The organism is Mycolicibacterium diernhoferi, assembly GCF_019456655.1.
GTDB classification, from domain to species: domain Bacteria; phylum Actinomycetota; class Actinomycetes; order Mycobacteriales; family Mycobacteriaceae; genus Mycobacterium; species Mycobacterium diernhoferi.
This window is the reverse complement of record NZ_CP080332.1, coordinates 3,992,608-4,008,314: the sequence shown is the minus strand read 5'-3', so window position 1 is coordinate 4,008,314 and position 15,707 is coordinate 3,992,608. Positions and strand designations below refer to the sequence as shown.

The window sequence follows — 15,707 nt, the reverse complement described above, 5'->3', positions numbered from 1 at the left end:
CAGAAGCGAAGCGGGACCAACCGTGAGCGTGAGCACCGATCCTGCGGCGGGTCGCCCGGAGCTTTCTGGGGGCGACCCGGCCGCGGGACGGCTGCCGCGCCGCCCCGGCGGCGCCACCCTGCAGATCGGGGTGGCGGTGCTGTGGCTGTCGCTGATCGTGCTGCTGCCCCTGGCCGCGATCCTGTGGACCTCGGCCGGGGGCGGCTGGGGCGCGTTCTGGTCGGCGGTGTCCTCGCCGTCGGCGCTGGCGTCCTTCCGGGTGACGCTGACCATCTCGGTGGGCGTGACGCTGGTCAACGTGGTCTTCGGCCTGCTCATCGCCTGGGTGCTGGTGCGCGACGACTTCCCGCTCAAACGGGTGGTCGACGCGATCATCGACCTGCCCTTCGCGCTGCCGACGATCGTGGCCAGCCTGGTGTTGCTCTCGCTGTACGGGCCGGGCAGCCCGGTGGGCATCCACATCCAGCACACCGCGTGGGGTGTGGCGCTGGCGCTGGCCTTCGTGACGCTGCCGTTCGTGGTCCGCGCCGTACAACCGGTGCTGCTGGAACTCGACCGTGAGGTGGAGGAGGCGGCCGCGTCGCTGGGCGCCAACAACCTCACCATCTTCGTCAGGGTCATCCTGCCCGCACTGGCTCCGGCGCTGCTGTCGGGCGCGGGGCTGGCCTTCTCCCGGGCCATCGGCGAGTTCGGGTCCATCGTGCTGATCGGCGGCGCCATCCCCGGCAAGACCGAGGTGTCCTCGCAGTGGATCCGCACCTTGATCGAGAACGATGACCGTGTCGGCGCGGCGGCGATCTCGATCGTGCTGCTGCTGATCTCGTTCGCGGTGCTGTTCGTGCTGCGCTACTTCGGTGCGCGGGCGGCCAAGCGGGAGGAGTCGGCGCGATGACACTGTCCCGTTCGACGCGGCTGATCCTGCGCCTGGTCGCCTCGCTGTACATCTTCGCGTTGCTGGTGGTCCCGCTGGGCGCCATCCTGTGGCGGGCGCTCGAGCCCGGGGTCGGGGCGTTCTTCGCCTCGATCAGCACCCCGGCCGCGCAATCCGCGCTGCAGCTGTCTCTGCTGGTGGTGGCCATCGTGGTCCCGCTGAACGTGATCTTCGGTGTGCCCACCGCGATCGTGCTGGCCCGGCGCCGGTTCCGCGGCAAGAACGCCCTGCAGGCGGTGATCGACCTGCCGTTCGCGGTGTCCCCGGTGGTCATCGGTGTGGCGCTGATCGTGCTGTGGGGCAGCGCCGGACTGTTCGGGTTCGTGGAGAACAGCTGGGGCTTCAAGATCATCTTCGGCTTCCCCGGCATCGTGCTGGCCAGCCTGTTCGTCACCATCCCGTTCGTCATCCGCGAGGTCGAACCGGTGCTGCACGAGGTGGGCACCGACCAGGAGGAGGCCGCGGCCACCCTGGGCGCCAACGCCTGGCAGACGTTCTGGCGGATCACGTTGCCCTCGATCCGGTGGGGTCTCACCTACGGGGTCGTGCTGACGGTGGCCCGCACGCTCGGGGAGTTCGGTGCGGTGCTGATGGTCTCGTCCAACCTGCCGGGCCAGTCGCAGACACTGACCCTGCTGGTGCACGACCGCTACACCCTGGGCAACCCCTACGGCGCGTACACCATCTCGGTGGTGCTGATGGCGGTGGCGCTGATCGTGCTGGTGGCGCAGATTCTGTTTGACGCCCAGCGTTCGCGTGTCAAGACTCAAGACTGATAAGGAGGCCCGATGCCTGTGAGCGAATACGCCATTTCGGTGAAGGGCGCGAACAAGCACTACGGCGACTTCGCGGCCCTGGACAACATCGACTTCGTGGTGCCCAAGGGCTCGCTGACGGCGCTGCTCGGGCCCAGCGGGTCGGGCAAGTCGACGCTGCTGCGCGCCATCGCCGGCCTGGACCAGCCCGACACCGGGTCCATCACCATCAACGGCCGCGACGTGACCGGCGTGCCGCCGCAGCGCCGCGGTATCGGCTTCGTCTTCCAGCACTACGCCGCGTTCAAGCACCTCACGGTGCGCGACAACGTCGCGTTCGGGCTGTCGATCCGCAAGAAGCCCAAGGCCGAGATCAAGGAGAAGGTCGACAACCTGCTCGAGGTGGTGGGCCTGGCCGGTTTCCAGAACCGCTACCCGGCGCAGCTGTCCGGTGGGCAGCGCCAGCGCATGGCGCTGGCCCGGGCGCTGGCGGTCGATCCCGAGGTACTGCTGCTCGATGAGCCGTTCGGTGCGCTGGACGCCAAGGTCCGGGAGGACCTGCGGGCCTGGCTGCGTCGCCTGCACGACGACGTCCACGTCACCACGGTGCTGGTCACCCACGATCAGGCCGAGGCGCTCGACGTCGCCGACCGCATCGCGGTGCTCAACAAGGGCCGCATCGAACAGGTCGGGTCGCCGACCGAGGTCTATGACGCCCCGGCGAATCCGTTCGTCATGTCCTTCCTGGGCACGGTGTCGCTGCTGAACGGAATCCTGGTGCGCCCGCACGATATCCGGGTCGGGCGCAACCCGGACCTGGCCATCGCGGCAGGGGATGGGACCGGTGAGTCCACCGGTGTCACCAAGGCGAGCATCGACCGGATCGTCACCCTGGGGTTCGAGGTGCGCGTGGAGCTGACCAGCGCGGTCAACGGCACGCCGTTCACCGCGCAGATCACCCGCGGCGACGCCGAGGCGCTCGGTTTGCGCGCCGGCGACACGGTGTACGTGCGGGCCACCCGGGTGCCGCCGATCGCCGGTGAACTGCAGAGCGCCGAGGTGCGCGCCGACGCGCTCACCTAGGCACTGTCGCAGACTGCCACTTCAGGCGTAGCGTTGACGCCACCGGTGGTGGCGGCCGTGCGATGGGCCGCTGCATGCCGAAATCGATGTTCCGACCTCGTCCATGACCGAGCAGCCTCCGGCCGTCGAGTGGAAGGACCGGTCACATGGACATCGCAAGCAAACCCGCCGTCGATCAAGACCAACTCATGGCCTTCGTCATGCGCGCGGTGGACGAGGCGGGCGCCGCGCTGAACTGCGCGCTGGTCGTGATGGGGGACCGGCTGGGCTACTACCGCAGCCTGGTCGAACACGGCCCCAGCACCCCGGCCGAATTGGCGCAGCGCACCGGCACCGATGAGCACTACGCGCGGGAATGGCTCAACGCCCAGGCCGCGGGCCAGTTCGTCGAGTATGACGCGGCGTCGGGTCGGTACTTCCTGAGTCCGGAGCAGGCGACCGCGCTGGCCGACGAGAGCAGTCCGGCCTTCGTGATCGGGCTGTTCCAGACCGCGCACGGCACCGCGCGGGATGCGACGAAGATCTTCGACGCCGCCGCGACCGGCGCCGGAATGTCCTGGGGGGACCACAATTCCGACGTCCACATCGGATGCGAACGATTCTTCCGGCCCACCTATGCGGCGTACCTGGTCTCGGAGTGGCTGCCGGCGCTCGATGGAGTCACCACCAAGCTGGCCGGCGGCGCCCGGGTGGCCGACGTCGGCTGTGGGCACGGTGCCTCCACCATCCTGATGGCTCAAGCATTTCCGGGATCGGAGTTCACCGGCACCGACGTGCATGCGGGCTCGATCGACACCGCGCGTGACCGGGCCCGGCTGGCCGGCGTCGATTCGACGGTGTCCTTCGAATGCGCACCCGCGGACGGGTTCGCCGGCGGCCCTTACGATCTGGTCACCATGTTCGACTGCCTGCACGATATGGGTGACCCGGTCGGGGCCGCCCGGCACGTGCGCAGCGTGATCGACGACGACGGCACCTGGATGATCGTGGAGCCGGCGGCCGGTGACCGCGTCGAGGACAACTTCACCCCGGTCGGGCGGGCTTACTATGGGTTCTCGACGTTGCTGTGCACACCGTCGTCGCTGGCCCAGCCGGTCGGGTTGGCGCTGGGCACCCAGGCCGGCCCGGCGCGCATCCGCGACGTGGTCACCAGCGCCGGTTTCACCCGGTTCCGCGAGGCCGCGCGGACACCGTTCAACGCCGTCTACGAGGTTCGGCCCTGAGGGTCAGGCCGCCACGCGGTGCGCGACGGCGGCGTCGAAGCGGTCCAGCACCGTCTCGGCCACCAACCGGTGCGAACCCAGTGGGGACGCCATCGGAATACCTTGCGCGGCAGCGAAATCAGCGACCCGATCGGTGATCCTGCCGTGCGCCAGGAACCACGGCGCGATGACCACGCGGTCCGCCCCGCAGCGCTGAAGTCGTCGAACCGCTTCCGGCAGAGACGGTTTCGGTCCGGTCGCGAACGCGGTGGTCACCCCGGCCCACCGGGTGCCGACGGCCACCGCGGGGGCGACCGTCGAGGTGCGGGCATTGGCCGCCGGGCGCGATGAACCGACCGCGGTCACGATCACACCCACACTCGAATCATCAGCGGACACACCGACTTCGGCGATCCGGCGGCGCAGCACCGCGACCAGCTGATCGTCCTCGCCGAGCACCTCGGCCTGGCGGGCGCGCACCCCGCCGGCGGTGATCATCGCCGGGATGTCGGTGCGCGCATGGAACGCGTCGGCCAACAACAGCGGAGTGACGACCGCCCGGTCACCGACCTCGCGCAGCACGTCGACCAGGTTGGGTGCGGTCTGCTCGCAGAAGGCGACCACCACGTCCAGGCCCGGCCGCAGCCTGCGGATGGTGTCGGCCACCGCATGCGTGGTCACCGCCGAGCGCGGATCGGCGCTGCCGTGCGCGGTCAGCACCATCACCGGTGACATCACCGGTGGCTCATGAGGCGTGCAGTCCGCATTCGGTCTTCGCCTGCCCGGCCCACCGTCCGCTGCGCGGATCGGCGCCCTCGGTCGGCTTGCTGGTGCACGGGGCGCAGCCGATCGACGGGTAGCCCTCGTAGACCAGCGGATTGACCAGGATGCCGTTGGCGTCGATGTAGGCCTGCATGTCCTCATCGCTCCAGGCGGCGATGGGGTTGATCTTCACCAGGCCGAACGCGGCGTCCCAGCTGATCAGTGGGGCGTTGGCGCGGGTCGGGGCCTCGACCCGGCGGATGCCGGTCACCCATGCCGAGTAACCGCTCAGGGCCTTGCTCAGCGGCTCGACCTTACGCATCCGGCAGCAGGCCGCGGCGTCGCGGGCGAACAGGTCCTTGCCGTGCAGTTCGTCCTGGCGGGCCACGCTGTTCTCGGGGGAGACGTTGACCACCCGCACGCCGTAGACCGCCTCGACCGCATCGCGGGTGCCGATGGTTTCGGCGAAGTGGTAGCCGGTGTCCAGGAACAGCACGTCCACCCCGGGGCGCACCTTGGCGGCCATCTCGACCAGCACCGCATCCTGCATGTTGGACGCGACCACATAGCCCGACCCCGGGGCCGCGCCACCGAAATGCTCATCGGCCCAGCGCAGCAGCTCCTCGGCGGAGGCGTCGGCCAGTTCGGCGGCCCCCCGCTCGGCGAGATTCTGCAGTTCTTCGGCTGTTCTGGTCACTGCTGTCACTTCTCGATCACCTCAAGTCGGCTTCGTCGGCGCGGACCGCCCACTGAGCGAAACGCTCGCCGTCCTCGCGTTGTTTCACGAAGTTGCGAACGACCCGCTCGATGTAGTCACCGAGCTCGGTGGCCAGCACCTTGTGCTGGCGCAGCTTGCGGCCGAAGGCGCTGTCCAGGCCCAGGCTGCCGCCCAGATGCACCTGGAAGCCCTCCTCGGGACCGTTGCCGTCGTCGACCATCTGGCCCTTGAACCCGATATCGGCGACCTGGATCCGGGCGCACGAGTTGGGGCAGCCGTTGATGTTGATGGTGACCGGCACATCGAGCTGTGCGTTCAGGTCCTCCAGACGCTTCTCCAGCTCGGGCACCAGCACCTGGGAGCGGCTGCGGGTCTCGGCGAAGGACAGCTTGCAGAACTCGATCCCGGTGCAGGCCATCAGGTTGCGCCGCCAGTGCGACGGGGTGGACGGCAGGCCGAGCGCATCGAGTCCGGCCCGCAGTTCGTCGAGCTTCTCATCGGCGACATCGAGGATGATCAGCTTCTGGTACGGGGTGAACCGCACCCGGTTCGAGCCCGCGGCCTCGGCCAGGTCGGCGACCTTGGTGAGGATGGTGCCCGACACCCGGCCCGCGATGGGCGCGACGCCGACGGCGTTCAGACCGTTCTTGAGCCTGGTCACACCGACGTGGTCGATCGGCCGGGTCACCGGGGTGGGCGCGGGCCCGTCGAGCAGCGGCCGCTTGAGGTACTCGTTCTCCAGGACCTCGCGGAACTTCTGCACGCCCCAGTCCTTGATCAGGAACTTCAGCCGGGCCTTGGCCCGCAGCCGGCGGTAGCCGTAGTCGCGGAACACGCTGACCACGCCCTCCCACACGTCGGGCACCTCGTCCAGGGGCACCCACACGCCGACCCGCTGGGCCAGCATCGGGTTGGTGGACAGCCCGCCGCCGACCCACAGGTCGAAACCGGGGCCGTGCTCGGGGTGCTCGACGCCGATGAACGCGACGTCGTTGACCTCGTGCACCACATCCTGCAGGCCCGAGATCGCGGTCTTGAACTTGCGCGGCAGGTTGGAGTACTCCGGCTTGCCGATGTAGCGCTTGACGATCTCGTTGACCGCCGGGGTGCCGTCGATCACCTCGTCCGGGTGCTCACCGGCCAGCGGGGAGCCCAGCACGATGCGCGGGCAGTCGCCGCAGGCCTCGGTGGTCTGCAGGCCGACCTCGTCGAGGCGGCGCCAGATCTCCGGCATGTTCTCGACCTCGATCCAGTGGTACTGGACGTTCTGCCGGTCGGAGAGGTCAGCGGTGTCGCGGCCGAAGTCGGTGGAGATACCGCCCAGGGTGCGCAGCGCCTTGGTGGTCAGGGCGCCGCCGTCGCTGCGGACCCGCAGCATGAAGTACGAGTCCTCCAGCATGTCGGTGTTCTCGTCACCGGTCCAGGTGCCGTCGTAGCCGGGCTTGCGCTGGGTGTACAGACCCCACCAGCGGAAACGGCCACGAAGGTCACCCTTGTCGATGCTGTCGAAGCCACCGGGGGCGTAGATGCTCTCGATGCGCTCTCGCACGTTGAGCGGGTTGTCGTCCTTCTTGGCCTGCTCGTTGGCATTGAGCGGCTCCCGGTAGCCGAGCGCCCACTGGCCCTCCCCGCGGGGCCGCTTCACCGGCTTCGGCTTATCGGCAGGCGTAGCGACTGTCTCAGTCATATATCTCGGAGCTCCGTGTTGTTCTGGAGCCGGCTCAGGATCGCGCAGTGCACCGGTGGCTGTTCCGGAGGCGCAGATCCGGCGACCAGCTATGGGTAGGTGGGCAGGTCTACGGGATCAAGGAAGACAGCAACAGGTACAGGTGCGCTTGAAATCGACATGGCGCCGGGCCACCAGCGTGATGCGGGTGGTGCTGTCAACGGCGGCGGTCACGTCGGCCATTGTGCCACGGAGGCCTCCACCTGCCCCAATCGGGCCAAGAGTTGGGCTCACGGTGAGCAGAACCGGTTCTGGGACAATTCCCGGTATGAGTATCGGCGGGCCGTTCGGCATCTACATCCACGTGCCGTTCTGCGCCACCCGCTGCGGCTACTGCGACTTCAACACCTACACCCCGTCCGAGCTGGGGGCGCCAACCCGGACGGCTGGCTGGCCGCCGTGCGGGTCGAACTGGAACTGGCCGCCCAGCGGGTCGGGCCCCGGCCGGTGGACACCGTCTTCGTCGGCGGCGGCACCCCGACCATGCTGGGCGGGGATGGGCTGGCCGCGGTGCTGGCCGCGGTGCGGGAGCATTTCACGCTGGCGCCTGGGGCGGAGGTCACCACCGAGGCCAACCCGGAGTCCAGTTCCCCGGCGATGTTCGCCCGGCTGCGCGCGGCCGGCTACACCCGCATCTCGCTGGGCATGCAGTCCGCCGCACCGCACGTGTTGAAGGTGCTGGACCGGGTGCACTCGGCGGGCCGGGCCCCGGCCGCCGCGCTGGAGGCCCGCGCCGAGGGCTTCGAGCACGTCAACCTGGACCTGATCTACGGCACCCCGGGGGAGACCGACGACGATCTGCGGCGCTCCATCGACACCGCGCTGGGCGCGGACGTCGACCACATCTCGGCCTATGCGCTGATCGTCGAGGACGGCACCGCCCTGGCGCGCCGCGTCCGCCGCGGGGAACTGCCCGCACCGGACAACGATGTGCTGGCCGACCGCTACGAGCTGCTCGATGCGCGGCTCTCGGCGGCCGGGATGGGGTGGTACGAGGTGTCCAACTGGAGCCGGCCGGGTGGCGAGTGCCGGCACAATCTGGGCTACTGGGACGGCGGGCACTGGTGGGGCGCCGGCCCGGGTGCGCACAGCTTTCTCGGTGCGACGCGGTGGTGGAATGTCAAGCACCCCAACGCCTATGCGCAGGCTCTCGCCGAACGCCGGCTACCGGTGGCCGATTCCGAGGATCTCGACGACACCGCCCGCCACATCGAGGACGTGATGCTGCGGATGCGCCTGCGCAGCGGTCTGCCCCGGGCCGTGCTGACCGAGCACGAGCAGCGCCGCGCCCAGGTGGCGCTGTCCGACGGCCTGGTGCACGCCAGCGCCGGCCGGCTGGTGCTCACCGACCGGGGCCGGTTGCTGGCCGACGCGGTGGTGCGCGACCTGCTCGAGGACTGAGCGCTTTACCGGTAGCCGCTCAGGAACACCCCGCCCCGACCTCCGCGCTCACCTCGTCCTGCGCCGAATGATCGTGCGGGGACAGCAATTCCACGATCCGGGAGGCGACCGCGGATGCGGTCGGATGCTCCCACAGCAGCGTCGGGGGCAGCGCCAGCCCGGTCTTGCGCTCCAGCTGCTTGCGCAGCGCGACGGTCATGATCGAGTCCACGCCGATCTCGGCCAGCGGCAGCCGCGGGTCCACCCCGTCCTCGGCGAGGCCGAGTTCGGCCGCCACGGTGGCCACCACCAGATCGCCGACCCAGTCCGCGATGTCCACGTCCTCGCGCCCGGGCGGCACCGGCAAACCGGTCAGGCCCGAACCGTCGGCATCGTCGTCCTCGCGTGGCGCGATATCGGCCAGCATCGGCACCGACGCGGCGTCCGGGGTCACCGGCAGCACCACGATGTGCGGCTGATCGGCGCGCACCGCGAGATCCAGCGCCCGCATCGCGTCGTCGGCGCCGACGGTGCCCATCCCCAGCGCGCTGAGTTGCGCGGCGACAAAGCTTGAGGCAGAACCCATTCCGAGACCACGCCAGGCGGTCCAGGCCACCGCGGTGGTGCGGTCGCCGAGGCCGCGCCGATGCTGGGCGAACGCGTCCAGGAACGCGTTCGCGCACGCGTAGGCGCCCTGGCCGGGGAATCCCGCCAGGTATCCGCAGGAGGAGAACAGCACCAGCCAGTCCAGTTCTCCCGGCGGGAACATCTCGTGCAGGGTCAGCGTGCCGTCCACCTTCGGGCGCATGGCAGCCGCGAAATCCTCGGCGGTGGTGCCGGCCAGCAGCGCCCCGGCCTCCACTCCGGCGGCGTGCACGACACCGCGCACCGGGGGCAGGTCGGCCAGCGCGGCCCGCAGGTCGTCGGCCGCGCCGGGGGCGGCGATGTCGACCGCGGCCACCCGCACCGACACGCCGCGTTCCTCCAGCACCACGATGGTGCGGACCGGCTCCTCGTCGGGTTGCCAGTCCGCCCGGTTCGGGATACCGCTGCGGGACAGCAGCACGATGCGGCGCGCGCCCAGATCGGCCAGCCGCGCGGCGACCCGCACGCCGAGCGCTCCGGTGCCGCCGGTGATCAGGTAGGTGCCGGCCGGCGAGCAGGTCAGCGCCGCGCTGCGGGTGGTCTCGGCGGGGGCCAGTCGTGCGGTCAGCGCGATGTCGTCACGGACCACCACCACGCCGTGTCCGCCGAGTGCGGCCAGCACCCCGACGGGCAGGCTGTCGTCGGCGACGTCGATGACGCCGCCCCACAGGCCGGGGTGTTCGGCGGCGGCGATCCGGGAGTACCCCCACAGTGGGGAGCCGCCGATCTCGCTGCCCTCGTAGACGCCGCGGGTCAGCGCCCACAGGTGCGCCGAGGCGGCCCGTTCGAGCAACGTGGTCAGCGTCTGGTGCACCAGGCCGACGGCGTCGGCCGGGGCGTCCCCGGCGCGGGGCAACACCAACACCACCGCGTCCCGAGCCAGGGCGGCCGGGATCTCCTCGGGGGTCTTGCACAACCGGTGATCCACATCGGCGGCCGCGAGATCGCGCATGCACCAGGCCAATGTCTCGGCGTCCCCGCCGACCAGGATCACCTGCGCCGGCTGTGCCGATTCCCCGGGTCGCTGCGCTCGCCCCCGCGAGCGGGAGGTGCCCCCAGCCCGCCGGCCGTCCTGCCACGGGGTCGGATGCCAGGCCAGCTGCTGGATCATCCGGGCGACATCGTTGCCGCCGGGGTTCTCCAACTGATCGAAGAACATGCCGCCGATGAAGCCGACCACCGAGCCGTGCGCGTCGGTGATCGTCACATCCGCGATGGTGCTGCCGGTGCCGCGCCGAATGTGCATGACCGCGAACGGCACCGGCGTACCGCGCAGCGACACCCGGTCGATCCGGGCCGGCATCCGCAGCCGCAGCGGGCTGTCGAACACGATGGAGGCGGCCGACGTCGCGGCATCCAGCAGACCGGCCCAGGTGGCCGGTGCCGAGCCGTCCGGTTCGGCGCGCACCACGGCCAGCATTTCGCCGTCTCCACGCCGCAGTTCTGTGATTTCCCAAGGGAATCCCATGGCCGCGACGCCCAGCTCGGCAAGTGTGTCCACCACATGTCCGTTCGGCAGCACCTCGGTGCAGCGGGCCCGCACGGCATCGGTGTCCCACGCGGCCGGCAGCGGCGCCGGGGCGGCCGCACCCGCGGTGCAGTGCGTGAGCCAGCCACCGCGGTCGGGTTCGCCGGTGGCACCGTCGTCCTGGATGCGGGTCGACAGGGCCAGCGCGCGGTCCTGCAGCACGACCTGCACCGCGCGCGCCCGCCCGGGTGCGACCGGGGTGCGCAGCCGCACGTCAGAAAGGTCGCCGCCGGTCGCGGTCAGGAAGGTGTTGAGCAGCACCGCGGCCGGGATGATCTCGGTGCCCTGCACGGGGTGATCGCCCGGGTAGGGCCGGGTGGCCATGTCGAGCTGGGTCTGCCACACCTCGGCCGGCACCGCCCCGGTCACCTCGAGCCGGCCGCCCAGCAACGTGTTGGTCTGCGGATCGTGCACGGCGCCACCACCGGGAGGCGCGGCGGGGGTACGCCAGAACCGGCGATGCTGCCACTGCGTGCCGGGCAGATCGTGGGCCCAGCCCGACTGGGCCGGGCCGAGTGCGACCGGTGCGCCGTGGCAGTGCAGTGCGGCGATCGCGGTGGTGACCGAGCGCACCTCCGGCATGTTGCGGCGGTGCAGCGGCAGCACGGCGTAATCGTCGATTCCGTTGTGCGACAAGGTCTCGACAATGGAGTGGGAGACCACCGGGTGCGCGGCGATCTCCAGGTACAGCCGGTGACCGTCCTCGGCCGCGGCGGTGACGGCCTCGGCGAACCGGACCCGGCCACGCAGGTTGGCCACCCAGTAGTCCGGTCCGCGCAGCGCGGCCGACCGGGGATCGGCCAGCGCGGTGCTGTAGAGCGGGATGGTGGGCGGCTGCGGGTGCAGCGTCCCGGTCAGGCGGGCCAGCTCGGCCGTCAGCCCGTCCATCGCGGGGCTGTGGAAGGCGACATCGGTGTTCACCGCGCGGACGACGGTCCCGGCCGCCGCCCAGTCGGCGGTCAGCGCCCGCACCTCGTCGGCGGTGCCGGAGATGACGGTCGAGGACGGTGCGGCGCTGATCGCGGCGACCACATCGGTGCGGCCGGCCAGGCGCTGCTCGGTCTCGGCGAAGGACAGCGCGACCAGGGCCATGGCGCCCTTGCCCTGCACCGCCCGGAATCCGCGGGCGCGGTAGCAGGCCACCTTGGCGCCCTCGGTCAGATCGAAGACCCCGGCGATGACGCACGCGGCGACCTCGCCGACGGAATGGCCGATCACCGCGGCCGGCGCCGCGCCCCGGGATCGCAGCACCGCGGCCAGACCGACCTGCATCGCGAAGGTCAGTGCCTGCACCTGGTCGGTGCCGCCGTGCTCGCCGTCGGCCAGTGCCGCGCGGGCGGAGAAGCCGAGTTCGGCGCCGAATACCGGGTCGATGGCGTCGATGACGGCGGCGAACGCCGGTTCCTCGCGCAGGAGTTCGGCGCCCATGCCCACCCAGTGCGAACCGTGTCCGGAACACACCCAGACCGCACCGTCGGCGGCGCCGGGGACCACCGAACCGGTGGCCACCGAGGAGTTGCGCTCACCGGCTGCCAGCGCGTCCAGGCCGACGACGAGTTCCTTGTGGTCCTCGGCGACGATCGCCGCGCGCACCGGTTCGTGCGAACGCCGCGACCACAACGTGGCCGCCACATCGGAGAGCTCATCGTGTGCGGAGCGCAGGTGATCGGCGAGCGCCTCGGCGTTGGCCGCCAGCCGGGACTGGGACCGGCCGGACACCGGAACCACTTGGTAGACCGAAGTTTTCGGCTGCTCGTCGGGATGCTCGATCGGCTTCTCGGCCGGTGCGGGGACCGGTGCCGGAGCCTCCTCGAGCAGGACGTGCGCGATGGTGCCGCCGTAGCCGTAGCTGCACACCGCGGCGCGGCGCGGCCGCGGGCCGCGGGGCCAGCTCTCGGTCTCGGTGTTCACCCGCAGGCCGTTGGTGCTCCAGTCCACCGCGGTGGTCGGCGTCCGCACACCGGCGGTCGGCGGAATCGCCTCGTGATGCAGCGCCAGGGTGGCCTTCACCAGTCCGACCACCCCGGCGCCGCCCTCGAGGTGACCGGTGTTCGGTTTGACCGAACCCACCAGGCAGGGTCGGTCGGCGGGTCGGCCCACGCCGTAGACCGCCGACAGCGCGTTCAGTTCGACCGGGTCGCCGGTCGGGGTGCCGGTGCCGTGCGCCTCGACGAAGTCGACGCCGGCCGGGTCGATGCCGGCGGTGTCGCAGGTGCGCCGGAACATCTGTTCCTGCGCGGCGCCGTTGGGGGACATGATGCCGACGGTCTTGCCGTCCTGGGCGACCGCGCCGCCCCGGACGATGGCCAGCACCCGGTCGTTGTCGCGCTGGGCGTCGGCGAGCCGCTTGAGGACCACCACGGCCGCACCCTCACCGCGCCCGTATCCGTCGGCGGAGTCGTCGAAGGATTTACACCGGCCGTCCGCGGCGGTGGCCCCGGCGACATCGAGCACCCGGGTCAGGCCGGGGCCGATGAGCGCGCTGACCCCGCCGGCCAGCGCCAGCGAGGTTTCACCGGCGCGTAACAGCTGACAGGCCTGATGGACGGCGACCAGGGAGGCCGCGCACGCGGCGTCCAGCGCCACGCTGGGGCCGCGCAGATCGAGCAGGTGCGACACCCGGTTGGCGATCCCGCACAGCGCGGTACCGATACCGGTCCAGGCCTCGATGCCGGGCAGGTCCTCCATCACGAGCTTGCCGTAATCGTCGGAGTTGACCCCCATCAACACCGCGGTGTCGCTGCCGGCCAGGCCGCGGGGCGGCACGCCGGCGTCCTCCAGCGCCTGCCAGCTCACCTCCAGCGCGAGGCGCTGCTGCGGGTCCATCAGTTCGGCCTCGCGCGGGGACACCCCGAAGAACTCCGCGTCGAAGCCGGGCAGATCGGACAGGAAGCTGCCCCTTCGGGTGGTGGCGTCGAGGATGGCCGCGTTGCGGGGATCCCTGCGCAGGTACGGCTCCCACCGCTCGGCGGGGACTTCGCCGACCGCGCTGCCGCCGTCGAGCAGGAACCGCCAGAAATCGGCCGGGGTGTCGATATCGCCGGCCAGCCGGCAGCCGATGCCGATGATGGCGATCGGTTCCAGGGTGGGTTCCTGCTGCCCGGCGGTACTCCCGTTAAGCGTCACGGCTGCGGATCCTCTTCACATCATCGGTTCTGCGCGCGGCCGGCGGCGCCGCATGAGTTGCGTTTACACGGATCGTGGCATGTGGCGACTGCCGACGGAGGTCTACGTTCTGTGCCTCTGCACACACCGGGGACCGAGATTTCAACTGCATGAACGGATCAGCCGTCATGACGACCTCAGCAACTCGATGATCTGCGACTTGTCGACCTTGCCGACGGCGGTCTTCGGCAATGCCGGCAGCGCGGCGAGCATGTCGGGCTTGGTGTGCGCGGACACCCCGCGGGCGTCCAGGAAACCGTTGAGTTCGGCCAGGGTCAGCGGCTTGCCCGAGAAAACGACTGCGGCACAGATCTTCTCGCCCAGATACTCGTCGGGCATGGCGACCGCGGCCGCGGCGTAGATGTCCGGGTGGGCGAACAGGTGCTCTTCCAGATCCGACGCCGACACGGTTTCGCCACCCCGGTGGATCACATCCTTGATCCGGCCGGTCACCTCGACATAGCCGGCCAGCGGACCGTCGGCGAAGATACGCACCCGGTCACCGGAGCGGTAGTAGCCGTCCGGGCTGAACGAGCGCGCGTTGGCCTCTTCGGCGCGGTAGTACCCGTTGATGGTGTAGGGCCCCCGCACCAGCAGTTCGCCCTCTTCGCCGGGCGCCACATCGGCGCCGTGTTCGTCGACCACCCGCATCTCGTCCAGGTCGGACATCGGCCGGCCCTGGGTGTGCAGAAGCACCTCGACCGGGTCGCCGGGGCGGGTGAAGTTCAGCATGCCCTCGGCCATGCCGAAGATCTGGCTCAGCCCGGGGGTCAGGTTGTCGAGGATGAACCTGGCTTCCTCGGCGGTCATCCGGGAGCCGCCGACCTGGACCACGCGCAGCGACGTGGGTAGCACCGGCTCCCAGTCGCAGGCCTGCGACCACACCTTGGCCAGCGCGTTGACCAGCCCGGTCACCGTCACCTTGTGCTTGTCGATGAGGCCGAACGCGTTCTCCGGACTGGGGTCGGCGGTGAAGACGGTGGGGGCGCCGACGGTCATCGAGCCGAGCAGGCCCGGGCAGGCCAGCGGGAAGTTGTGCCCGGCCGGCAGCGCCACGAGGTAGGTGTCCGCGCCGGTCATCAGGTAGGTCTGGGCCGAGGCGACCGCGGTGTACAGGTAGTCGTTGTGGGTCCGCGCGATCAGCTTCGGCAGCCCGGTGGTGCCGCCGGAGACCAGCAGCAGCGCCGGGGCGGCGGCATCGAAGTTCTCCCGGGCCGGCGGCGCGGCGACCTCGCCCTCGCTCGGCGGTGCGGTCAGCGTGGACCAGGGCAGGTACGGGCCGGGATCGCCGTCGACGATGACGTGACGCAGCGCGGGATGCTCCTGCTGCAGCGCCGCGGCCATTTCACGGAAGTCGAAACCGGCTGCCGTATCGGTGATTATGAGTCCGACAGCACCGCTGACGGCGGCGAAGTGGCGCAGTTCTGCCGAGCGGTGCCCGAACAGGCACATCACCGGTACCACGCCCGCCCGCAGCAGGCCGAAGAAGGCGACGGCGAACTGGGTGCTGTTGGGTAACTGCAGCAGTACCCGGTCGCCGGCGCGCAGGCCCAGGGCATGCAGACGGGCGGCGACCAGGTCGGCCAGCGAGTCCAGTTCGGCGAAGGTATATCGGCGCTCGGCGTCGATGATTGCGGCGGTGTCGGGCCATTTTTCCGCGCCGTTGCTGAGAATGGAGTCCAGCGGTTTGTCGGTCCAGTAGCCCGCCTGCCGGTAGATGGCAGCGCGATCGGCGGGGAACGGGACGAAACCGCTGTTCAGATCGCCGCGTTCCTGCGGAAAAGCCGTGCTCATGCTGGAGAAACCGTCCCT

Annotated in this window: 10 protein-coding genes and 1 pseudogene; 5 read left to right on the top strand and 6 right to left on the bottom strand. The window is 70.5% G+C overall.

Annotated elements, in window-relative coordinates; translation table 11 throughout:
• Positions 1 to 22 precede the first annotated feature (22 nt).
• The 4 genes from cysT (at position 23) to K0O62_RS18930 (ending at position 3,992) form a co-directional block, all read left to right on the top strand.
• Positions 23 to 892 (top strand): sulfate ABC transporter permease subunit CysT, encoded by an 870-nt coding sequence (cysT, locus tag K0O62_RS18945; protein WP_073853730.1) that lies wholly within the window; start codon positions 23 to 25, stop codon positions 890 to 892.
• The gene (gene cysW / locus K0O62_RS18940; RefSeq protein ID WP_073853732.1) at positions 889 to 1,707 is read left to right on the top strand and encodes a sulfate ABC transporter permease subunit CysW; all 819 of its coding nucleotides are present in this window, start codon (positions 889 to 891) and stop codon (positions 1,705 to 1,707) included. The genes cysT and cysW overlap by 4 nt, the downstream gene beginning before the upstream one ends.
• Positions 1,708 to 1,719: 12 nt before the next feature.
• Positions 1,720 to 2,769 (top strand): sulfate/molybdate ABC transporter ATP-binding protein, encoded by a 1,050-nt coding sequence (locus tag K0O62_RS18935; RefSeq protein WP_073853734.1) that lies wholly within the window; start codon positions 1,720 to 1,722, stop codon positions 2,767 to 2,769.
• Between the two features lie 146 nt (positions 2,770 to 2,915).
• Positions 2,916 to 3,992, top strand: a complete 1,077-nt coding sequence (locus tag K0O62_RS18930) for a class I SAM-dependent methyltransferase (RefSeq protein WP_073853736.1) — start codon at positions 2,916 to 2,918, stop codon at positions 3,990 to 3,992.
• A 3-nt stretch (positions 3,993 to 3,995) separates the two neighbouring features.
• Here K0O62_RS18930 and K0O62_RS18925 read toward each other — a convergent pair whose 3' ends face one another.
• The 4 genes from K0O62_RS18925 to K0O62_RS29025 form a co-directional block, all read right to left on the bottom strand.
• Positions 3,996 to 4,706 (bottom strand): sirohydrochlorin chelatase, encoded by a 711-nt coding sequence (locus K0O62_RS18925; protein WP_079244330.1) that lies wholly within the window; start codon positions 4,704 to 4,706, stop codon positions 3,996 to 3,998.
• Positions 4,707 to 4,716: 10 nt separating this feature from the next.
• Positions 4,717 to 5,439, bottom strand: coding sequence for a phosphoadenylyl-sulfate reductase (locus K0O62_RS18920; protein ID WP_073853738.1), 723 nt, complete (start codon positions 5,437 to 5,439; stop codon positions 4,717 to 4,719).
• Positions 5,440 to 5,446: 7 nt separating this feature from the next.
• Complete coding sequence (locus K0O62_RS18915) at positions 5,447 to 7,138, bottom strand: nitrite/sulfite reductase (protein WP_073853740.1); 1,692 nt, start codon at positions 7,136 to 7,138, stop codon at positions 5,447 to 5,449.
• Positions 7,139 to 7,255: 117 nt separating this feature from the next.
• Complete coding sequence (locus tag K0O62_RS29025; RefSeq protein ID WP_350355554.1) at positions 7,256 to 7,360, bottom strand: Ms4527A family Cys-rich leader peptide; 105 nt, start codon at positions 7,358 to 7,360, stop codon at positions 7,256 to 7,258.
• An 85-nt stretch (positions 7,361 to 7,445) separates the two neighbouring features.
• Between K0O62_RS29025 and hemW the strand changes: the two are divergent.
• Positions 7,446 to 8,578 (top strand): annotated as a pseudogene (gene hemW, locus K0O62_RS18910) (radical SAM family heme chaperone HemW).
• A 19-nt stretch (positions 8,579 to 8,597) separates the two neighbouring features.
• Here hemW and K0O62_RS18905 read toward each other — a convergent pair.
• Entirely contained in the window at positions 8,598 to 13,856 is a 5,259-nt protein-coding gene (locus K0O62_RS18905) for a type I polyketide synthase (protein ID WP_073853743.1), read from the bottom strand.
• 165 nt (positions 13,857 to 14,021) lie between these two features.
• Positions 14,022 to 15,689, bottom strand: a complete 1,668-nt coding sequence (locus K0O62_RS18900; RefSeq protein WP_073853745.1) for a (2,3-dihydroxybenzoyl)adenylate synthase — start codon at positions 15,687 to 15,689, stop codon at positions 14,022 to 14,024.
• Positions 15,690 to 15,707 lie beyond the last annotated feature (18 nt).

Coding starts and splice junctions, on each gene's coding strand:
- K0O62_RS18925 (WP_079244330.1), bottom strand. CDS start 4,706: ATGTCACCGGTGATGGTGCTGACCGCGCACGGCAGCGCCGATCCGCGC.
- K0O62_RS29025 (WP_350355554.1), bottom strand. CDS start 7,360: ATGGCCGACGTGACCGCCGCCGTTGACAGCACCACCCGCATCACGCTG.
- cysW (WP_073853732.1), top strand. CDS start 889: ATGACACTGTCCCGTTCGACGCGGCTGATCCTGCGCCTGGTCGCCTCG.
- K0O62_RS18935 (WP_073853734.1), top strand. CDS start 1,720: ATGCCTGTGAGCGAATACGCCATTTCGGTGAAGGGCGCGAACAAGCAC.
- K0O62_RS18915 (WP_073853740.1), bottom strand. CDS start 7,138: ATGACTGAGACAGTCGCTACGCCTGCCGATAAGCCGAAGCCGGTGAAG.
- K0O62_RS18900 (WP_073853745.1), bottom strand. CDS start 15,689: ATGAGCACGGCTTTTCCGCAGGAACGCGGCGATCTGAACAGCGGTTTC.
- K0O62_RS18930 (WP_073853736.1), top strand. CDS start 2,916: ATGGACATCGCAAGCAAACCCGCCGTCGATCAAGACCAACTCATGGCC.